Source organism: Shewanella sp. FDAARGOS_354, from assembly GCF_002209245.2.
In the GTDB taxonomy this organism is placed as follows: domain Bacteria; phylum Pseudomonadota; class Gammaproteobacteria; order Enterobacterales; family Shewanellaceae; genus Shewanella; species Shewanella xiamenensis.
In genome coordinates, this window is record NZ_CP022089.2 from 4,949,212 (window position 1) to 4,969,233 (window position 20,022).

Consider the following 20,022-nt stretch of genomic DNA (forward strand, 5'->3'; position numbering starts at 1 on the left):
CAGTCCTATGCATCAAGTGAATGGCTTAAACGCGTTGACACAGTATTTTGCCAAGCTTTATCAAAATATTGGCTATATTCATTTTGAAATCAAAGAAGTATTACAGGATGACACTCAAGCATCGCTTTTTTGGCAAATGCAATATCGTCATCCTAAGCTCAATAAAGGAGAGATAGTTCGGGTTGATGGGATGAGCCAGCTTAAGTTTCATCAGCGCATTTATTTTCATCGGGACTATTTCGACCTCGGGCAAATGCTGTATGAACATTTGCCTTGTATGGGCGGACTTATTCGCTTGCTTAAAGATAGGGCGGCTAAGTAATGACCTCTTTGCTCACCAAAAAAATCAATACAGTGCTGATAACTGGGGCAAGTTCAGGTATCGGTTTGCAGTTAGCAAAGGATTATCTGGCCTTGGGTTGGCATGTGATTGCCTGTGGCCGTGACGCCTCAAAACTTGATTTGTTGGCGCAGAAGGAATTGATAGGCGCCACTTGCTTGAGTTTTGATATTAGCGATCGTGTTCAAGTCCAGCAGGCTGCTACTGAGCTAGGCGATATGCTCTCGAGCAGTGAATGTCTATTGGATATCGTGATCCTCAACGCCGGTAGTTGTGAGTATATCGACGATGCAAAACATTTTGATGATCAGCTCTTTGAGCGAGTCATACACACTAACTTGATTGCGATGGGCTACTGTTTAGGGGCATTTTTGCCTCTAATGCCAAAAGGATCGAAATTAGCCTTGATGAGTTCCAGCGCGATTTATTTACCCTTTCCCCGTGCCGAGGCTTACGGCGCATCTAAAGCGGGCGTTAAGTACTTGGCTGCGAGTCTGTCACTCGATGTTGCGCAAGATGATATTAGTGTCAGCGTGATTTGCCCTGGATTTGTTGCAACCCCCTTAACCGCCAAAAATGACTTTGCCATGCCAATGCAAATTGATGTGCATGAGGCTTCGTTGGCGATTCGTGTTGGTATCGAACGCGGCGACGCAGAGATCCATTTTCCAAAACGATTTACTTATTTGTTGAAATTGATGTCATTTTTACCAGCATTTGTATGGCAAAAAATGATCCAAAGAGATAGCCAAGCAAAAGCGCTAAAGGACACCGGAAGATGAAAAATATTGCCATTGTAGGTACTGGGATTTCAGGGCTGACCTGCGCTCATCTATTGAGCCAGTCACACAAAGTGACTGTATTTGAGGCTAATGATTATATCGGTGGTCACACTGCCACTGTGGATGTGGATTATCAAGGTAAAACCTATGCGATAGATACTGGGTTTATCGTATTTAACGATAGAACTTATCCCCGTTTTGAGCGGTTGTTAGCCCGCCTCAATGTCAGTATTTTGCCGACAGAGATGAGTTTTAGCGTGCACAATGCGCTCACTGGGCTTGAATACAATGGCCATCATTTTGCGAGTTTGTTTGCCCAAAAGCGTAACCTCCTGAATCCGCGCTTTTGGGCCTTTTTAAATGAAATTGTTCGATTTAATAAAAGCTGTAAAGCCATTTATCAGCTGGACCAATATCCTGATGCTAATTTAGGGGATTTCCTCGACAGAGAGCGCTTTTCAGCTTTTTTTGCTGAGCATTATATTTTGCCAATGGGCGCGGCGATTTGGTCATCGAGCATTGAAGATATGCGGGCTTTTTCGCTGCGCTTTTTTATCCGTTTCTTCGAGCATCATGGACTGTTAAATGTGACGGACAGACCACAATGGTATGTGCTTAAGGGCGGCTCTCGCAGTTATATTCCTGAATTAATTGCACCATTTAAAGATAATCTGCATTTAAACAGCCCAGTTAGTGCCATCGAACGCCATGATGATTGCGTCAAGCTGCAGGTTAATGGCGAGTGGCATGAGTTCGATGAAGTGATACTCGCTTGCCATAGCGACCAAGCGCTTGGAATGCTAACCGATGCTACCTCCGCTGAAAAAGCCATTTTGGGCGACTTACAGTATCAAAATAATGAAGTGGTGCTGCACACGGATACCCGCATTTTACCTAAGCGTAAAGCGGCTTGGGCAAGTTGGAATTATCGCTTAGATGGCGATAAAAAACGCCCTGCCTCTGTGACTTACAATATGAATATTCTGCAGCGCCTACCTAGCGACGCGCCAACCTTTTGCGTAACGCTTAATCAGAGTGAGCTCATTGATGAGTCGAAAATTCTGCGTCGTTTCAACTATGCTCATCCAGTCTTTAACGAACGTAGTTTACAGGCACAGGCAAGGCGGGAGGAGATTTCTGGCAAAAACCGCACCCATTTTGCAGGGGCCTATTGGCACAATGGTTTCCATGAAGATGGTGTACGTAGTGCGTTAGATGTTTGCGACCATTTTGGGATCAGCCTATGAGTGAGCTCAATAGTGGTATTTACTACGGCACAGTGACGCATAGTCGCTTTACCCCAATAAAACATCACTTTAGCTACCAAATGGCGTTGCTGGCGATTGATTTGGATGAAGTTGATTCTATCAGTCGTATGGGGCGGATATTTGCTAGTCAGCGCCGCGCCTTGCTGAGATTTAATCCTGCGGACTATCTCACTACGTTTACCTCAAAGGACAATCTTAACCGCAAACTCGATATAGAGGAGCCGAGTGCTTCAGCCCTCAAGAGCCGAGTGCTTCAGCAACTGGCAGAATTGGGCGGTGAAGAGCGATGTAATCGAGTGCTATTTGTTGGGCAAATTCGGCATTTTGGCGTGTATTTTAGCCCGGTAAATTTCTATTTTTGTTATCAAAATCAACAGCCTTTATACATGCTTGCCGAAGTGAGTAACACCCCGTGGGATCAGCGCCACTGCTATTTAGTGGATTTATCGGCTCCTGAAACAACGGATAAAGTGTTCCATGTTTCGCCTTTTATGAATCTTGATATGCGCTACCAGTGGCATGTTGCCCCCCCCACTGAACGCTTAAATATTGGTATAGAAAATCTGCCGAATCATTCAGGCAAGCGTTTATTTAATGCAACGCTTTCGATGACTCGCCAAGACATTAATGCCACATCACTTAGGACGCTGTTGTTTCGCTTTCCTTTTATGACGTTGAAAATTTTCGGTGGGATTTACTGGCAGGCGTTAAAGCTGTTCTACAAACGAGTGCCTTTTGTGCCACATCCTGCTCAAATGGAGAAATAATATGGAAAACACTGCATCGCAATCTTCAGTTGTTACGGCAAAATTGCCTGACAGTCTTGCCCGTAAGCTATTGCTCAAGGCCTTAGAAAATCTCCCTAACGGATGTTTAACCTTAGTCGAGGGGGATAAAAGCTATCGTTTTGGTGAGCACCACAGTGAGCTACATGCAACGCTAGTCGTGAAGCATCCGAGCTTTTATCGTCAAGTGATGTTTTCAGGCTCCATCGGTGCAGGTGAGGGGTATATTCAAGGCCATTGGACCAGCCCTGACTTAACCAAAGTCGTGCAACTTTTTGCTCGAAATTTGCCGTTGCTTGACCAGATTGAAGCTAAATTTAGTTGGCTTACTGGCTCGATTAATCGCTTTAAGCACTTGCTTAACCGTAATTCTCAACAGGGCTCTAAGCGTAATATTCTTGCCCATTACGATTTGGGCAATGCGTTGTATGAGCAGTTTTTAGACCGTGAAATGCTGTACTCCAGTGCCTTGTATCCCCATAGCGAGGCAAGCCTTGCTGATGCGCAGCTACATAAGCTCAAAACCATTTGTGAACGGCTCGATTTAAAGCCGGGGCAAACCCTATTAGAAATCGGTACTGGTTGGGGCGCTTTGGCGATTTACGCAGCTAAACATTATGGCGTGCACGTTACGACCACTACCATCTCCGATGCCCAATATGCCTATGCTAAAGCGCGGGTCGAACGTGAAGGGCTAAGCGATAGTGTGACTTTGCTGACCGAGGATTATCGAAATCTTAGCGGTCAATACGATAGATTGGTGTCTATCGAGATGATTGAAGCCGTAGGTCATGAATATTTGCCTGGATTCTTTAAAAAGCTGGAATCATTGCTCAAACCCGAAGGGCGGATGTTATTACAGGCAATCACTATTTCAGATCAGCGTTACGATAGTTATCGTAAAAGCGTTGATTTTATTCAGCGATATATTTTCCCTGGTGGCTGTTTGCCTTCGGTTCACCAAATGGTTGGCCATTTGGCGAAGCGCACCGATATGCAGGTCTGGTCGATTGATGACATGGGCTTAGATTACGCCAAAACCTTAAAGGATTGGCACGACAACTTTGATCGTTCCGTTGCCCAAATCCAAGCCCTTGGTTATGGAGAAGATTTTATTCGCATGTGGAAGTTTTACCTCAGTTACTGCGAAGGCGGATTTTTAGAGCGCACCACAAGCACTGTGCATTTAGTGGCTGTACGTCCCGGGTATCGTTTACCTAATACGATTAACCGTAGTTAACGTCGCGCAGAGATGCTCCCTATGGTCAGATACATTCAAAATATGTCTAAGCTTCAAGGGGTTATTATCTACAACGCCTTGAGCTTTCAGTGTGTTTGGTGGAGTAGCATCTTATGGGGCAATCGAGTGTTGTTACTCAATATCTCATTGTTATTGATTCATTTTTTACTGTTGACTTTGGTTGAAAACCGACAAGCTGTGTTTCGGGACTTCAGTACCATGATTAAGGTGGGATTGCTGGGTATCGTGATTGATACCTTGCTCACTTTGTTCGGGGTATTTGAGTTTACCGTTTTACCTTGGTGGCTCGCTTGTCTATGGCTGCATTTTGCCTTGAGCCTGCACCATAGCCTCATTTTTATGCGTGCTTTACCTATTATTTTGCAGGTTATATTGGGTGGTGTTTTTGGCAGTCTTAGCTACATTGCGGGCGCGCAATTTAATGCGGTGACGCTTCCTTTTGGCGAAAGTATTTCCATGATTATCCTTGCTGTTGTTTGGGCTATCTTATTGCCGCTGTTTATCAAAATATCCCGTAGTTATAGGCCAGTTAGGCGTTATGGGCTTGAACATCGTCGCTTGTGCGATCGTTAATTTTCAAGTGGAGGAATCGGATGTCTATGCTATCGACTAAAACGTATCTTAGCGCCATCTTTGGGTTGTTACTCCTTTTTCCTGGATATGCAAATTCAACCGCTACGGTCGATAACTCGGTGACCCAGGATCTTGTTGAGGTTGGGCGCGGCGAAATGGATTGGCTGTGGTTCAACTTATATAAAGCTCGTCTGATGACGCCAACCGGTCAGTATCAGCAGGGGGAGTATCCGCAACTGTTAGATATTGAATATTATCGTGATATTGATGCTGCAGATTTACTGGAAGCCACAGCCGACCAATGGCGACATCTAGGTTATGCCGATAGTGATATTGGTCGCTGGCTTAATTTACTAAAGGGTATTTGGCCTGATGTCACGCCAGGTGATCATTTAAGTTTTAAGATTATCGATGCAAACCAGAGTCAATTTTATTTTAATCAACAACCCCTCGGGCTTATCCAAGAACCACAATTTGCACAGGCTTTTTTAGCGATTTGGTTATCGACTAAAACCAGTCGTCCAAGTTTACGAGCGCAATTACTAGGAGAAAAATCATGCAATTGTTAAAGTTAAATTGGACTAAAAATGTCATCTTAAGTTTATTGATGCTCAGCCTGTTATCTAGTTGTTCCTCGGTTGAAGTAGCTGATTATCAAGGTACAAATCCACCATTAGTATTGGAAAAATTCTTTAATGGCCCGCTTAAGGCATCGGGCATCGTTGAGGATTTTAGTGGCAAAGTGATCCGTAAATTCAATGTCACTATGGAGGCGAGTTGGCAAGGGAACGAAGGTGTTATCGATGAATGGTTTGTCTATGATGACGGTGAAACCCAAACCCGTATCTGGCGTATAACCTCCCTAGGTGATGGACAATATACCGGCACGGCAGGCGATATTATTGGTACTGCAGTAGGTGAGGCGAGGGGAAGCGCGCTGCGCTGGCGCTACGATATGTTATTGCCTGTTGATGGTGATGAATACCAAGTGCATTTTGATGATTGGATGTTTTTAGTTAATGACAATACCATCATCAATAAAAGCGACATTATTAAGTGGGGGGTTACCGTTGCTAAGGTGACTTTAGTGATCCAAAAGCTAGATTAAGCGGCTTGCTGCCATGGTTAACGGTATGGCTTGGCTAATAATCGCTCTCTGACTGCTCTAGACTGGCTCAAAGCAATCTATCGTGAATCATATAATGAAAAAGTATTGGATGTTACTGGCTGTGTTAGCAAGTATTTCATTAACAGCTTGTTCTAACATTGATTTTCGTTTCGAAGACACTTCAGAGGAACAAGCAGATCCTCATCAATCGAGTAGCGATCCTATGGTGCAAGATAATGAGCGCCGTGTTCGTGATGCGCGCGAAGATGGAAAGCTAGAGCCAAAGGATCCGATTAAATTCTAAGATTGATCAATCTCAATAGAGTTTGAGTGGATTGTGCAGCCCTTACTTTGACATAAGGGCTGATGATTCGGAAAATTAACCCGCTTGACGACTATTATCCACTGTCTTCTTATCGTAATACTCAAAGGGAAATTGATTACGGATCCTTTGTTGTAGATTGTCATTTACATTGGCAGATATATGTAGTCGGACGTCGGTATTTTTCTCGGCTCTGATAGTACAAGTGAGTTTATCTGCTTTAGCAAGATGTCGACATTCCTTCTCGAAACGCTCGGGGATTTTGCCTTTGTGGTGAGTCATACGGCCGTCTTTAAAGTGCATTTCGAAAATAGTCGATCCCTTCTTACCACCAAATATCAGCTTATAAACCAGAAACAAACCAATTGCGATAAAAATAAGTTTAAAAATCGTAGCTGTCATGATGTCTCCTATCTTATGTTTATAGAATAAAGATACTCTGGAGTAGCAATGTTTAACAGTGCGCTAACACGCAATTTTAATTTGGCAACGTTAGGTTTATGACCTAGTGTTAATCAATTAAGGAAATATCATCCCCTTCGTTAAGGAAAACGCTATGTACCTATCAAATGCAGACCGTTGGTCGTTATTGTGTAAAATGCAAATTGAAGTGATCGACAAATTATCTTCGCACTTTCCTGAGCGAAAAGAGCCGCTAAGCGAGTTAACTCATGGTTGGCGACACTTGCAGCATCAAGTCCAAACGGGGGATAGGCCGATAGTGCATGAGCTGATAAAGTAAATTGCTAAAATCACAGATACAAAAAAGCCACTCAAAGAGTGGCTTTTTTGTTTTTTATGGTGCCGGCACCAAGAGTCGAACTCGGGACCTACTGATTACAAGTCAGTTGCTCTACCAACTGAGCTATGCCGGCTTAACTTTTACTGCTGAATAATGGTGCCCGAACCCGGAATCGAACCAGGGACACGAGGATTTTCAATCCTCTGCTCTACCGACTGAGCTATTCGGGCAACTAAACTAAGCGTTAGTTGTCTACTTCAAATCGTGAGTTTAACACCCCATTCGTTCGAAGTGCGCGTATCATATAGTGCACGCTTTCAGTGTGCAAGCCCTTTTAATTCGACTGACCAAGTATTAAACAAAATGCGCAATATTTATCGCTTTACTTGAATGTGAAAGGCTTACTTAGCCTAACTATCAATGGCTTAATACAATTAAATAGTGGGAGGCGCGAATAACACCTTAGTCTCTGCCTCCGAACTTTGAAAATTGGCAAAGTTTAAGTGTAAAGCCGTAAATCAATATTTGTTTGAATGGTGTCAGGAGCAAAAGTCGAGCTTGGAAACCGCTGCAATTATCGAGAGCAGGTTGGTTGTGACTTAGAGTGGAGTTATATGATTTGACTGAAATCCCAGATACAAAAAAGCCACTCATTGAGTGGCTTTTTTGTTTTTTTATGGTGCCGGCACCAAGAGTCGAACTCGGGACCTACTGATTACAAGTCAGTTGCTCTACCAACTGAGCTATGCCGGCTAAACTTTTACTGCTGAATAATGGTGCCCGAACCCGGAATCGAACCAGGGACACGAGGATTTTCAATCCTCTGCTCTACCGACTGAGCTATTCGGGCAACTAAACTAAGCGTTAGTTGACTACTTAAAACTGACAACTCAATGCTGTCTCATTCGAAGTGCGGCTATATTAGCGAGGGTATTTAGCCGCTGCAAGTGCTTTTTCCTGATAAATGATGTGTTCGACTGTTTAATGTGCACTTTGGCTGTTTTTTATCTATAAACCTATCAAAATCGGTTCAGTTTAATATCACTAAGTTGTATTTCCACTCGAATATATTGCCTTTACTAACCTTGCTATCAGCTTCAAAACGTTAAAATGACAAACATTCTAAATTTTAGAAAGATATAAGCTATTTTTACTGATTTTAGTTTTTAATTTTAGTTCTATGATAATGACTATTATTTAATTATGTGGCAGAAGTATAAAGGTTCGGAGTGGCAGTATGTTTAGAAATACTAAGTTAAGTTATGGACTTATTGCTATTGCAAGCCATTGGTTGAGCGCTGTAGCCGTGATTGGATTATTTGCCATGGGGGTTTGGATGGTTGAGTTGACCTACTACAGCCCATGGTACAAAACGGCTCCACATTGGCATAAAAGCGTCGGGATTTTGCTGCTGGCGGTAACGTTATTTCGTTTAGTTTGGCGTTTGATTAATCCAAAGCCTGCACCAGAGCAAAATCATCAGCCATGGGAAAAGGTTACTGCCCAGATTGCCCATGGCGCGATTTACCTCTTATTACTGCTGATTATGGCCGCAGGCATTTTGATTTCAACGGCAGAGGGGCGAGGAATTATGGTGTTTGACTGGTTTGAGTTACCTGGTCTGACGCCGCTGATTGAAAATCAGGCTGATATAGCGGGGGATATTCATCAATATGCCGCCTATAGCTTGATTGCTTTGGTTGTACTGCATGCCTTAGGTGCTCTAAAGCACCATTTTATCGATAAAGATTCAACATTACTCAAGATGATTAAATTTAACCGAGGATAATATAATGAAAAAACAACTATTAGCGGCTTTGATTGGCGGGTCTTTACTGGCACCTATGGCTGCATCTGCTGCCGATTATGTGATTGATCGTGAAGGTGCCCATGCCTCTATTACCTTTAAAGTGAGTCACTTAGGTTATAGCTATGTGGTTGGCCGTTTTAATGATTTCAGCGGTGATTTCAGCTACGACGCTAAAAATCCAGCTGCAGCCAAAGTGAATGTAAAAGTGAACACCTTAAGTGTGGATTCAAACCATGCTGAGCGTGATAAACACATCCGTAGCGCTGACTTTTTAAATGCTGCTAAATTTGCCGAAGCGACTTTCGTTTCTACTTCGGTTGAAGATAAAGGTAATGGCGATATGGTTATCAAGGGTAACTTCACGCTAAACGGTGTGACTAAACCACTTGCGATTCAAGCGCATGCTGTGGGTGAAGGTCAAGATCCTTGGGGCGGATATCGTGCCGGCTTTACCGGTACTACCACCTTTGCGATGAAAGATTATGGCATCAAGATGGACTTAGGTCCGGCATCTGCCAATGTTGAATTAGATTTAGTGGTAGAAGGTGTGCGTAAGTAAGCACGCCATTTCTCCTGTAACAAAAAAGCGCTCTTAGGCGCTTTTTTGCTATTTATGGATAGGCACTTAGGCTTATTCTTGATCTTTTTCAGGCACAAAGCCTTCAATTTCAACGTCTTTACCTTCGAACAGGAAGGATGTCATTTGCTCTTCTAAAAACTTACGATCATCAACATTCATCATGTTGAGTTTCTTTTCGTTAATCAGCATGGTCTGTTTTTTCTGCCATAGGCCCCAAGCTTCTTTACTGATGTTATCAAAAATGCGTTTACCTAAATCACCTGGATACAGTTGAAAGTCTAGGCCGTCGGCTTCTTTATTTAAATATACGCAATTGACTGTACGCGCCATGATTATTCCTTACTGCTTACTGACTGTAGCGGTTATGAGTGACTCCAAATTGGCTAGCACACGCTCGGTTGCGGCGGCGAGCCCCACTTTGGAAGGTTGATTTATGTTATACCAGAGAGACTGATTTTGTTCCATGACTGCGCCCACGATCTGTTTACCCGCGGTTTGCTTGTTGTAGCCATTCGCGTGACTATCTAAATTCAGTAGCATGGGCTGAATATCTAAATGGAAATGGCTAAAGGTATGCCTAAAACCAATTAATGGTTCGAGTTGAGCGGCTTTATAACCTTGGGCTTCAAGCTCTGCATTGAGTGCGGCTTGAGTATTAAACTCGGGGAAGCACCAGAGTCCGCCCCAAATGCCAGCAGGAGGGCGCTTAGCCAAGAATACTTGATTATCTTTGAGCAAAACCAACATCCAAGCAGATTTCTCTGGGATAGTTTTCTTCGGTTTTTTACCTGGGAAATCGGTTTGCCTACCCATAAGTTGGGCCTTGCAATCGATAGCCACAGGGCAAGCGGCGCAATTTGGTTTGCTGCGAGTACAAATACTGGCACCAATATCCATCATGGCTTGGTTATATTTTTGAATATCCTGCTCTGGCGTTAACTGTTCAGTTAATTGCCAGAGTTGCTCCTCCACTGGTTTTTGTCCAGGCCAGCCCGCAATCGCGCCATGTCTTGCTAGGACGCGCTTAACATTGCCATCGAGGATCGGATGCTGCTGCCCAAGTGATAGGGATAGCACAGCACCCGCTGTCGAGCGGCCAATACCTGGCAGTGCTAGCACTTTCTCAAAATTCGTCGGGAATTGTCCTTGATATTCATCGCGGATCATCTTAGCGGCTTTATGCAGATTGCGAGCTCTGGCGTAATAACCAAGGCCAGTCCAATGGTGCAATACTTCATCATCCGGGGCGTTAGCGAGGGCTAATACATCGGGGAAACGCGTCATAAAACGCTGGTAATAGGGAATAACAGTCGCCACCTGAGTTTGTTGCAGCATAATCTCTGAAACCCATACACTATATGGGGTTTTATCTTGCTGCCAAGGGAGGGTTTTACGACCGTGGGTGTCGTACCAATTAACGATACGTGTTGCAAAGGAGGCTGTAGATTTCATCGGCGCAGTGTAGCGGGAGATAGGGCGGCAAACAAGTCACTCTCACAGGAAAAACAGTGCTAGATTCGCTCCGGCGAAGAATCTTGTTATACTTCGCCTCCATTAGTGCTTGCACTGTAAGTTGAACTTTGGATAATGCCCTTCTTTTTAGAGGGTGTTGTCCACGAGACGAGGCAAAAATGAGCGAAGTCACTACCGCTGAATTTAATGAAGAAGGCAAGTATCTGCGTAAGATCAGAAGCTTTGTCCTAAGAGAAGGGCGTTTGACTAAAGGTCAAGCGCAAGCCATTGAGACTCAGTGGCCAACAATGGGCTTAGATTACAGCCCAACACCATTGGATTTAGCCGAAGTTTTTGGCCGCGAAGCTGACACTGTACTGGAGATTGGTTTCGGTATGGGCGCTTCTTTAGTGCAAATGGCGCAAGAAGCACCAGAGCTGAACTTTATCGGTATTGAAGTCCATAAGCCTGGTGTTGGCTCATGCTTAAGTGATGCCGCTGTCGCGGGCGTGACCAATCTTCGTGTGTATCACCATGATGCGATGGAAGTATTAGAACATGCGATTGCCGATGGTAGCCTGACGCGTGTGCAGTTGTTCTTCCCCGATCCTTGGCATAAAAAGCGCCACCACAAACGCCGTATCGTACAAGCTGAATTTGCCGAATTGATCCGCCGTAAACTGAAGATTGGCGGCGTATTCCATATGGCAACCGACTGGGAAAACTACAGCGAACATATGCTGGAAGTGATGAATGTGGCGAGCGGTTACAAGAATCAATCTGCCGATGGTACTGTTGTACCGCGTCCGGATCATCGGCCACTCACGAAATTTGAAGCCCGCGGTCATCGCCTTGGCCATGGCGTATGGGATCTGATGTTCGAGCGTATCGCTTAATATCGTTATCTTTTTATTGGTTTTTTAACACAACGGGGAAAATCACTATGGCAACGAATCGTAGCCGTCGTTTACGTAAGAAAATGCGCGTCGATGAATTCCAAGAGTTAGGTTTTGACATCACTTGGACGTTCGATGCATCAGTCTCTGAAGCTGAAATTGATGCAACTGTCGATAAGTTTATTGATGAGGTGATTGAAGCCCGTAAGCTAGGCTTCCATGGCGGTGGTCATATCGAATGGGAAGGTATTATTGCGACCCAAACTATCGGCAAGTGCACCGAGGAAGATATCGCTGCTGTTAAGGCATTCTGGGCGGGTCAAAAAGTGACTCAACTCGAAGTTAGCGAACTGTACGATATCTGGTGGAGTTAATGCCAGAACAGGCGTTATTAGAGGAAGTGGTCGACAAAGTTCGACCCTTGCTCGGCCAAGGAAAGGTTGCTAATTATATTCCTGCGCTCGCCAATGTTGATGCTGGCAAATTGGGCATTGCCGTGACCACTATTGACGGTGAAACCATAGGCGCAGGCGATTACCTTGAGCCATTTTCAATTCAAAGTATTTCTAAAGTTTTCAGCTTAACCTTAGCGCTAACTTTATATGAAGAAACAGAAATTTGGAGCCGCGTCGGCAAAGAACCCTCGGGACACTCCTTCAATTCATTAGTCCAAGTCGAACTCGAGCGGGGTAAACCTCGCAATCCCTTTATTAATGCTGGCGCATTAGTCATCGCTGACTTATTACAGAGCCGTTTAGGGGCACCTAAGCATCGGATGTTGGAATTGGTCAGGGCGCTGAGTCAAAACGATAAAGTTTGTTTCGATAAGCAAGTGGCGGATTCTGAATATCAGCACAGTGCTCGCAATGCGGCCATCGCCTATCTGATGAAATCCTTCGGCAATTTTCAAGGTGATGTCGATACAGTGCTGCGCACTTATTTTCATTACTGCGCCTTAAAAATGAACTGCGCCGATCTATCGCGGGCGATGCTGTATTTAGCTAATCGCGGTAAAACCTTAGATGGCACTGAGCTTATTTCGCAAGTGCAGACTCGGCAGTTAAATGCCCTGTTAGCAACCTCTGGCTTGTACGATGGCGCTGGTGAGTTTGCCTATCGTGTCGGAATGCCTGGCAAAAGTGGTGTCGGTGGCGGCATTATTGCGGTGATCCCTGGGGAGCTCTCGGTCTGCGTTTGGTCACCCGAATTAGATAACCAAGGTAACTCCCTTGCGGGGACGGCGATGCTTGAGCATCTCAGCCAGCGTCTCGGACGTTCAATCTTCTGATTTACCTCTTTTATTAGCCCCCTTAGGCTAAATATTGGTGAAAATCACTAATCATCTATCGGTGCTAATTTTTATAACTCCATACTAATCATATTGTTAAAAAGTTGGCACATCTTCTGCTATTTGTCTTTTAGCATGTTAGCTTAGTCGAATTACTCAGATTAAAGGATGAACCACAATGAAAATAAATACGCTATTAACTGGAGTGGCATTATCGGGCGTTATTTTAGGTGCTTCTGGCTTGCAATCAGCACAAGCGAAAACCGAGCCGCAAATTGATGAGCGCTGTGAGGTTTCCCTTAATTATGATGTGAGAGTCGAACCTAAAAAATTAGTGATGAGCGAGAAGGGCGCCGAGAAGTATCGTATCGAGGTTGACAAGTTATACGTTGAAGGCAAGCAGGTAACCTTAACTGATAAGCAGAAGAAGCTAGTTAGCCAATATGCCGATGAGGTGTTAACTCAGGTACCTGAGGTGATTGAATTAGTCAATGAAGCGGTTGCACTGGCCTCTCAAGCTGTGAGTATGGCGTTAACGCCATTGATGGGCGATGCCGCTGGCGCTAAGTTTGATGAAATGATGGCAGGTGTGCAGAAGCGTGTCGATGCCGTAGCCTACAAGCAGGGCGATAGTTTTTACCTTGGTGCGACCGAAGAGTCGATGCAAAACACTTTTAACGATGAGTTTGAACAGGAAATAGAGCAAATCGTGCAAAACTCCATTGGCACCCTGATAATGAATATCGGTGGCCAAATTCTTGCCGGCGATGGTGAGTCCTTCGATGCTAAGATGGAGGCATTTTCACAAAAAATGGATAGATTAGGCGATGATATTGAGCAGCAAATTGAATCCCAATCCAAGGGGATTGAAGCGAAAGCCGACCGTTTATGTGACCGTTTTGAAAACCTGCTAGTGCTTGAAAATCAACTGCGTAAAGAAGTGCCTGAGTTAGCACCTTACGTGTTGACGCAAAACACTCACCACGAATTGCGTGAGTAGATATCGCAGAAGATATCTAAGGGAATAAACAGGTTTTTATGCTAGAACGTTTGCCTAGCTGGCAAAATGAATAAAGCAGTATAAATGATCAATGCCTCAGCACCTTTGTGTTTGGGGCTTTTTATTGGGGAATTGTTACCAAGCACCTTGATATTAATCCCAATGCTTGCGGCTATTTAGTGTGGAATGTTACATTCTTCAGACTAATGTTTGGTATACTCTTAAAATATAATGAAAAGCTGGCAACTCAGTCAGATAAAACACTCTACTTTAGCTGACTTTTTCGGTTTAAATCTCTACAACGAACCCATTTGCTGTGAGATATTAAGGCGTTATGGAATGCTGCATTCCTGCGTTATTCCGAAAGTTTAAATCACTGTCGAAACTGCTTAAGGCGACTTTCCATGTTAGAACTGTTAGAACCTATTGCGATTTTTACTCATGTGGCCAGAGCCGGAAGTTTCAGTGCGGCCGCAAGAAGGCTTGGGATCTCTAAATCTAAGGTTAGTACGCAGGTAGCCGATCTCGAGCATAGACTCGGTGTTCAACTGATCCAGCGTACTACTCGCAGCTTAAGTTTGACTGAAGCTGGGCATTTGTTATATCTGCAAGGTGAAGAGTTACTCCGCGATGCTGAGCAGGCGATTGCTAGCGTGCATAATTTAAACGATGCGACCCGCGGCGTGTTAAAGGTGGGTATTTCTCAGTCCTTTGGCGCTATGCATATCATTCCCGCACTGCCATCCTTTATGGCAAAACACCCTGAGCTCGAACTGCAAGTCAGTTTGCTTGATCATAAGGTGGATGTGGTCAGTGAAGGTTTAGACTTACTGTTAACTATGTCTGAGCAGCTTCCCCTTGGTATGGTGGCGCGACCTTTGATGAAGTGTCAGTTCCTACTCGTTGCCTCACCCGATTATATTGCTAAGCATGGCGAACCTTCGCGTCCAGAGCAATTAGTCGACCATAACTGCTTAGTGTATCAAGGTGAGTGGCATGAGCACAGCATGTGGCAGTTTAAAAAGGGCGATGATTACTGTGAGATAGGTGTCTCTGGTAACTTTAGGGTAGATAACGCTCCAGCTTTAAAATCAGCTGCGATCAGTGGCTTAGGGGTTGTATATCTTGCTAGTTACTTGATGGAAGATGAGATCGCTAAAGGTACCTTGGTGCCACTATTGAGAGATTGGCAATTGACTCATCATTTACCGCTACAGGCGGTGTATCCACGTCGTAAGCATTTAGCGCCTAAGGTGAGTGCTTTCATTGAGTTTATTAAAGACCATATTGGTAATCCGCCTTATTGGGATATCCCTTATGCTGAACTTTTCAGTGAGCGTCAGTAATTTTGGAAACATTGTTCTTAAAATGCGTTTAATGCGTTTTGGAAACGTTTGATGATATTTTAAGTTAAATGAAATCAGTTGCTTATATGTTTTTTTGTCTTGCATTTTAGTTTGGTTTTTTAGCATTGTCTAAAACAAGTTTTTGAAGCTTGTATTGAGGTCTGTTCTTAAATGAATACAATGATTGCCAGATGATTCGGAATGACCTGAGTCCTATGCTTTTATTGGAAATGACCCCTTTCGATATGAGTGTACAGGTCTGCAATATTGCGGTTTCGAATCACCGCCAGCAGAAGTTTGCGAACTAAAACAATGTTGGCTTTTAAACCATCATCCTAGTTTTTGGTTTACCTCAGCTTATTAGGCTGAGGTAATTTTTTTCTGATGGTTTAATCGTGGGAAATGAGTTTTGTCTCTCTGTACCCTAAAGTCACACCGAGTGTTAAGTATTGAGCTTAATTCATCAAATATAGTGATCCACAGTGAGATAGGGTTTTATGACCAAGCTGGTGATAAATCCAATAAAAAAGCCACTTGATAGTGGCTTTTTTATTGGCTGCGATTTAATCACTTCATTCGCAACGGTGTTCAAGGGAGACTAGCGTGAGCCTCCCAAGGTTTGAAGCTTAGGTTTTGTTAACACTGGCAATCCATTGATCGACTTGCTCTTCCAGCACATCCAAAGGCAGCGCGCCATTTGCCAAGACTAAAGTATGGAAATCCCGGATATCAAACTTATCACCCAGTTGTTTTTCCGTCTTGTGTCTCAGTTCGAGTAACTTAATCATCCCAACTTTATAGGCTGTGGCTTGCGATGGCATAACGATATGACGCTCCACCATTTTCTTCGCATCGGATTTTGCGTTAGGGGTATTATCGACGTAATAAGCAATCCCTTGTTCGCGGGTCCATTGCTTGGCGTGAATCCCGGTATCGACCACTAAACGGCAAGCTCGCCATAACTCCATCGCCAGTCGACCAAAATCGGAGTATGGATCGGCATATAAGCCCATTTCTTTCGGGAAAGACTCACTGTAGAGCCCCCAACCTTCGATATAGGCGGTATAGCCACCGAACTTACGGAACTTAGGAATATCCTTCAGCTCCTGCGAAATGGCGATTTGCATATGGTGGCCTGGGATCCCTTCGTGGTAAGCCAGTGCTTCCATTTGGTATTTGGGCATGGCCTTCATATCGTAGAGATTAGCGTAGTAGCTGCCAGGGCGAGAGCCATCGGGCGCCGGTTGTTCATAAAAGGCTTTACCCGCAGATTTCTCCCTAAAGGCTTCAACCTGTTTGACTATCATGGCTGCCTTTGGCTTGACCTTAAAGACTTCATCCAAGCGTGAGCGCATATTATCGATAAGCTTGGTAGCATCGGCTAAATATGCCGCCTTGCCTTCGGCGGTATTTGGATAATAGAACTGTGGATCATCGCGCATAAAGGTGAAGAATTCTTGCAAGGTGCCGTTAAAATTCACCTTTTTCATAATGGCGCGCATTTCATTATGGATGCGTTCCACTTCGGCAAGACCGAGCTGATGGATTTCATCCGCCGTCATGTGGGTAGTCGTCGTGCGTGCAAGGGCATTGTTATAAAACGCCTCGCCGTCGGGGAGTTTCCAAACCCCATCGCGGGTATCGGCCTTGGCTTCTAAGGTTTTGATATAGGCGATAAGCGTCTTGTATGCAGGCTCAACTTGCGAGACTAGTGCTTTTTCAGCTTCGGCAATCAGTTGGGCTTTTTCTGCCTCGGAGATGCTGAGTGCATTCACTTTTTTGCGAAAATCCGCCAACAGTGCACTGTCTTCGCCTTTATCGAAGGGGGCGCCTTTAATGATGTTTTGGCTGTCAGATATCACGTAACCGAACACAAATTTAGGCGCAATAATGCCTTTATCAGCGCGCACTTCTAGCGCCTGTTGCAGTTGGCTTAGGCGTTTGGGCACGCTATTTAAGCGGCTGATATAGGCCTTAGCATCGCTGACATCGGTGATCTGGTGTTGATTAATCAGGAAGGAGGCGATCATCGAGTGGCCGCCATGCATCTGATTTACTGGGTAGTTATGGTAACGCCACTGATAGTCTTTGATATCGTTATTCAGGTTTTGGGTGAGTAACGTCAGGCTTAGGCGAGTTTGGGGGTCAAGCTTACTCGCATCTAGTTGATTCACTTCGGCCAGTTGTTTCTTAGTGCGCGCCAATTCACGGGCATCCGCCTCGTCGCCAATGTCATCCCACTTATCATAGTCCTGCTTAATGCCCATATAGGTTTGCGCAATGGGGCTTGCCATGATGTTTTCCATGAAGATGGTTTCAAACAAGGCATTGGCTTTTTCTGACTCGCTTTGGGCTGCAACACTTGTACTGGTCACATTATGTGAGTCATTTAAGCTGGGCACTGCATAGGAAGGCAGTGCAAGCAGGACGGAGAGGGTAAATGCGACTAAGCTGATGTTCGTTTTTATTGGCATGATCAGGCTTCCTTAACAATGTTCAGGCAATTCTAAAGAAGCAGGGGAAAAATGTATGAATATAAATGTTAGAAAATGTGTTAGCCATAAAAGATGCTTCATCGAAGAAACTAGGCTAACACATTATTTATATGGGGAATTTAATCAGTGAATTAACAAAATTGCGTTAGTAAATCGTTCACAAACATGTGACCTTTACTGGTTAATTGCCAATGTTCAGCCGATTCGGTGAGTAAACCCCGTTGTTTGGCCTTTTCCATCCCATCCTTTAAGGTGTCTCGGTGTAAACCGGTTCTGTCTTCAAACTCTTGTTTAGGGATTGGCGTCATTAGGCGCAGACGATTCATCAAGTATTCGAGGGCGCGATCTTCTTGAGCGACTTTAGTTTGTTCGAAGGTATAGTTGCTGGCCGCTAAATAACCTTTAGGGTGTTTGATTTTGACCGTGCGAATGATGCGATTTTCTTCAGGTAAGGTCACTTTGCCATGGGCACCGCAGCCTATACCTAAATAATCGCCGAACTGCCAATAGTTAAGGTTATGCCGGCACTGATAGCCAGGTTTGGCATAGGCCGAGATTTCATACTGCTCATAACCGAGTGCCGCTAACTTTTGTTGCCCTTGTTCGTAGATCTGCCAGAGATCTTCATCGTCGGGCAGTTGCGGTGGCTTGGAGTGGAACAAAGTATTGGGCTCAATCGTTAGTTGATACCAAGACAAATGCGGTGGATTAAGTGCGGCTGCGGTATCGATATCTGCCATGGCTTCGGTGAAACTTTGATTCGGAAGTCCATGCATCAAATCCAAATTAAAACTTAAATAACCCGCTTGGCTGGCTTTTTGGGCGGCGGTTTGGGCTTCGTTTTGATCGTGAATTCGCCCCAGCAGATTAAGCTTATCCTTAGAAAAGCTTTGTACCCCAATCGATAACCGAGTGACCCCGGCGGCGCGGTAGGCACTAAAGTCATCGTGCTCTAGGGTACCAGGGTTGGCCTCCATGGTGATTTCAATATCGTCACTAAAGGGAATTAGCGCGTTGGCGCCATCCAATATCCTTTTGATTTGATTGGCATCAAATAGAGACGGCGTTCCACCACCAATAAAAATAGTGTGCAGCTTACGGCCCTGTACTAAGTGCAAGTCTTGGTGTAAGTCCGCTAGCAGCGCATCCACATAGGCCTTTTGGGGTAATTCGCCATTTTGCCCATGGGAGTTAAAGTCGCAGTAAGGGCATTTTTGTACACACCAAGGGATATGGATGTATAAGCTCAACGGCGGCAGGGTTAACTGAGGTGACACATTCACTGACATTATTGGGCGTTCCCGTCGGTAAATACGCCTTTTTCCTGCATGGCAGCAATCAGTTGCACTAACGCTTTACCACGGTGACTCAAGGCATTTTTCTCGTCACTGCTCATTTGGGCTGCGCTGCAATCATGGTGTTCTGGAATAAAAATCGGATCGTAACCATGGCCGTTGTCACCCCGTTGTACGAAATCGATTTGGCCTTCCCACGCGGCTTGGCAAATGATGGGCGTTGGGTCTTTCGCATGGCGCATATAGACTAAAACGCATTGGAATCTGGCCGTACGCGGCGCAGGATTATCCTTTAATGTGTCTAAGAGTTTTAACACATTGTCTTGATCCTTGGCATTCTCCCCCGCATAGCGCGCAGAGTAGATGCCCGGTGCACCTTGGAGTAAATCGACTTCTAATCCCGAGTCATCGGCAATGGCGGCAAGTCCAGTAATTTGTGCCGCATGTCTGGCTTTGATAATGGCGTTTTCGACAAAGGTGGTGCCCGTTTCGGCCACTTCGCTAACGTTAAATTGGCTTTGTGGCAGCACTTTTACGCCGTAGGCGGCGAGCATTTGATCGAATTCGGCAAGTTTACCTTTATTGCCACTGGCGAGGACGATTTGTTGCATGGGATACCTATTTCATTGAGCGATGTTTACGGCGGCAATGATACCCAAGCTGAGCGGTAAAGGACAGA

General features: G+C 44.7%; 22 protein-coding genes, 4 tRNA genes and 1 pseudogene. 17 read left to right on the plus strand and 10 right to left on the minus strand.

Annotated features, from left to right (window positions below; translation table 11 throughout):
- Positions 1 to 4: 4 nt before the first annotated feature.
- From CEQ32_RS22220 to CEQ32_RS22260, 9 genes and pseudogenes are all read left to right on the plus strand, one after another.
- Positions 5 to 322: pseudogene (locus CEQ32_RS22220) on the plus strand (nuclear transport factor 2 family protein); the annotation flags it as partial.
- The gene (locus CEQ32_RS22225; protein WP_069453298.1) at positions 322 to 1,122 is read left to right on the plus strand and encodes an SDR family NAD(P)-dependent oxidoreductase; all 801 of its coding nucleotides are present in this window, start codon (positions 322 to 324) and stop codon (positions 1,120 to 1,122) included. The pseudogene CEQ32_RS22220 and the gene CEQ32_RS22225, both read left to right, overlap by 1 nt.
- Entirely contained in the window at positions 1,119 to 2,369 is a 1,251-nt protein-coding gene (locus CEQ32_RS22230) for an NAD(P)/FAD-dependent oxidoreductase (protein ID WP_088586898.1), read from the plus strand. Before CEQ32_RS22225 ends, CEQ32_RS22230 begins: the two co-directional genes overlap by 4 nt.
- Positions 2,366 to 3,157 carry a DUF1365 domain-containing protein gene (locus CEQ32_RS22235; protein WP_088586899.1) on the plus strand — a complete coding sequence of 264 codons (792 nt, stop codon included), beginning with the start codon at positions 2,366 to 2,368 and terminating at the stop codon, positions 3,155 to 3,157. Before CEQ32_RS22230 ends, CEQ32_RS22235 begins: the two co-directional genes overlap by 4 nt.
- Position 3,158: 1 nt before the next feature.
- Complete coding sequence (locus CEQ32_RS22240) at positions 3,159 to 4,415, plus strand: SAM-dependent methyltransferase (RefSeq protein ID WP_037420850.1); 1,257 nt, start codon at positions 3,159 to 3,161, stop codon at positions 4,413 to 4,415.
- A gap of 42 nt (positions 4,416 to 4,457) precedes the next feature.
- Positions 4,458 to 5,009, plus strand: a complete 552-nt coding sequence (locus CEQ32_RS22245) for a DUF2878 domain-containing protein (RefSeq protein WP_226871858.1) — start codon at positions 4,458 to 4,460, stop codon at positions 5,007 to 5,009.
- Positions 5,010 to 5,029: 20 nt separating this feature from the next.
- Positions 5,030 to 5,578: a chalcone isomerase family protein gene (locus CEQ32_RS22250; protein WP_088586901.1), complete on the plus strand. Its 549-nt coding sequence runs from the start codon at positions 5,030 to 5,032 to the stop codon at positions 5,576 to 5,578.
- Positions 5,566 to 6,117 carry a DUF3833 domain-containing protein gene (locus CEQ32_RS22255; RefSeq protein WP_088586902.1) on the plus strand — a complete coding sequence of 184 codons (552 nt, stop codon included), beginning with the start codon at positions 5,566 to 5,568 and terminating at the stop codon, positions 6,115 to 6,117. Before CEQ32_RS22250 ends, CEQ32_RS22255 begins: the two co-directional genes overlap by 13 nt.
- Before the next feature lie 91 nt (positions 6,118 to 6,208).
- Positions 6,209 to 6,421, plus strand: a complete 213-nt coding sequence (locus tag CEQ32_RS22260) for a hypothetical protein (protein ID WP_181159889.1) — start codon at positions 6,209 to 6,211, stop codon at positions 6,419 to 6,421.
- A gap of 75 nt (positions 6,422 to 6,496) precedes the next feature.
- On the opposite strand, the gene CEQ32_RS22265 is transcribed toward CEQ32_RS22260, so the two are convergent.
- Positions 6,497 to 6,841 carry a DUF3634 family protein gene (locus CEQ32_RS22265; RefSeq protein ID WP_037420843.1) on the minus strand — a complete coding sequence of 115 codons (345 nt, stop codon included), beginning with the start codon at positions 6,839 to 6,841 and terminating at the stop codon, positions 6,497 to 6,499.
- Between the two features lie 154 nt (positions 6,842 to 6,995).
- On the opposite strand from CEQ32_RS22265, the gene CEQ32_RS22270 reads away from it, so the two are divergent.
- Positions 6,996 to 7,181, plus strand: a complete 186-nt coding sequence (locus CEQ32_RS22270) for a hypothetical protein (protein WP_037420841.1) — start codon at positions 6,996 to 6,998, stop codon at positions 7,179 to 7,181.
- Between the two features lie 57 nt (positions 7,182 to 7,238).
- Here CEQ32_RS22270 and CEQ32_RS22275 read toward each other — a convergent pair.
- From CEQ32_RS22275 to CEQ32_RS22290, 4 genes are all read right to left on the minus strand, one after another.
- Positions 7,239 to 7,314, minus strand: a tRNA-Thr gene (locus CEQ32_RS22275).
- Positions 7,315 to 7,335: 21 nt separating this feature from the next.
- A tRNA-Phe gene (locus CEQ32_RS22280) sits at positions 7,336 to 7,411 on the minus strand.
- Between the two features lie 447 nt (positions 7,412 to 7,858).
- Positions 7,859 to 7,934 (minus strand) — tRNA-Thr (locus tag CEQ32_RS22285).
- Between the two features lie 21 nt (positions 7,935 to 7,955).
- Positions 7,956 to 8,031: transfer RNA gene (locus tag CEQ32_RS22290), tRNA-Phe, on the minus strand.
- A gap of 387 nt (positions 8,032 to 8,418) precedes the next feature.
- On the opposite strand from CEQ32_RS22290, the gene CEQ32_RS22295 reads away from it, so the two are divergent.
- Both CEQ32_RS22295 and CEQ32_RS22300 read left to right on the plus strand, forming a co-directional pair.
- On the plus strand, positions 8,419 to 8,970 hold the full coding sequence (locus CEQ32_RS22295; RefSeq protein ID WP_047533772.1) for a cytochrome b: 552 nt from the start codon (positions 8,419 to 8,421) through the stop codon (positions 8,968 to 8,970).
- Positions 8,971 to 8,974: 4 nt separating this feature from the next.
- Entirely contained in the window at positions 8,975 to 9,550 is a 576-nt protein-coding gene (locus CEQ32_RS22300; RefSeq protein WP_055647815.1) for a YceI family protein, read from the plus strand.
- Positions 9,551 to 9,622: 72 nt separating this feature from the next.
- On the opposite strand, the gene CEQ32_RS22305 is transcribed toward CEQ32_RS22300, so the two are convergent.
- Together CEQ32_RS22305 and mutY are read right to left on the minus strand one after the other, a co-directional pair.
- Positions 9,623 to 9,901, minus strand: a complete 279-nt coding sequence (locus CEQ32_RS22305; RefSeq protein ID WP_037420816.1) for an oxidative damage protection protein — start codon at positions 9,899 to 9,901, stop codon at positions 9,623 to 9,625.
- A gap of 9 nt (positions 9,902 to 9,910) precedes the next feature.
- The gene (gene mutY / locus CEQ32_RS22310; protein ID WP_055647816.1) at positions 9,911 to 11,023 is read right to left on the minus strand and encodes an A/G-specific adenine glycosylase; all 1,113 of its coding nucleotides are present in this window, start codon (positions 11,021 to 11,023) and stop codon (positions 9,911 to 9,913) included.
- Positions 11,024 to 11,202: 179 nt separating this feature from the next.
- Here mutY and trmB point away from each other — a divergent pair, with 179 nt between their 5' ends.
- The 5 genes from trmB to CEQ32_RS22335 all read left to right on the plus strand — a co-directional run bounded on the left by trmB (position 11,203) and on the right by CEQ32_RS22335 (position 15,553).
- Entirely contained in the window at positions 11,203 to 11,919 is a 717-nt protein-coding gene (gene trmB / locus CEQ32_RS22315) for a tRNA (guanosine(46)-N7)-methyltransferase TrmB (RefSeq protein WP_055647817.1), read from the plus strand.
- Between the two features lie 47 nt (positions 11,920 to 11,966).
- Entirely contained in the window at positions 11,967 to 12,293 is a 327-nt protein-coding gene (locus CEQ32_RS22320; RefSeq protein WP_037420808.1) for a YggL family protein, read from the plus strand.
- Positions 12,293 to 13,207, plus strand: coding sequence for a glutaminase B (gene glsB, locus CEQ32_RS22325; protein ID WP_011621971.1), 915 nt, complete (start codon positions 12,293 to 12,295; stop codon positions 13,205 to 13,207). Before CEQ32_RS22320 ends, glsB begins: the two co-directional genes overlap by 1 nt.
- 178 nt (positions 13,208 to 13,385) lie before the next feature.
- Positions 13,386 to 14,207, plus strand: coding sequence for a YggN family protein (locus CEQ32_RS22330; RefSeq protein WP_055647818.1), 822 nt, complete (start codon positions 13,386 to 13,388; stop codon positions 14,205 to 14,207).
- Positions 14,208 to 14,611: 404 nt separating this feature from the next.
- A complete protein-coding gene (locus CEQ32_RS22335) occupies positions 14,612 to 15,553 on the plus strand; it encodes a LysR family transcriptional regulator (RefSeq protein WP_011625622.1) in 942 nt (313 codons plus the stop codon).
- 626 nt (positions 15,554 to 16,179) lie between these two features.
- Here CEQ32_RS22335 and CEQ32_RS22340 read toward each other — a convergent pair.
- The 3 genes from CEQ32_RS22340 to rdgB all read right to left on the minus strand — a co-directional run bounded on the left by CEQ32_RS22340 (position 16,180) and on the right by rdgB (position 19,954).
- Entirely contained in the window at positions 16,180 to 18,027 is a 1,848-nt protein-coding gene (locus CEQ32_RS22340) for a DUF885 domain-containing protein (protein WP_055647819.1), read from the minus strand.
- A 152-nt stretch (positions 18,028 to 18,179) separates the two neighbouring features.
- Positions 18,180 to 19,337, minus strand: a complete 1,158-nt coding sequence (gene hemW, locus CEQ32_RS22345; RefSeq protein ID WP_055647820.1) for a radical SAM family heme chaperone HemW — start codon at positions 19,335 to 19,337, stop codon at positions 18,180 to 18,182.
- Entirely contained in the window at positions 19,337 to 19,954 is a 618-nt protein-coding gene (gene rdgB, locus CEQ32_RS22350) for an RdgB/HAM1 family non-canonical purine NTP pyrophosphatase (protein WP_037420793.1), read from the minus strand. Before rdgB ends, hemW begins: the two co-directional genes overlap by 1 nt.
- Positions 19,955 to 20,022 lie beyond the last annotated feature (68 nt).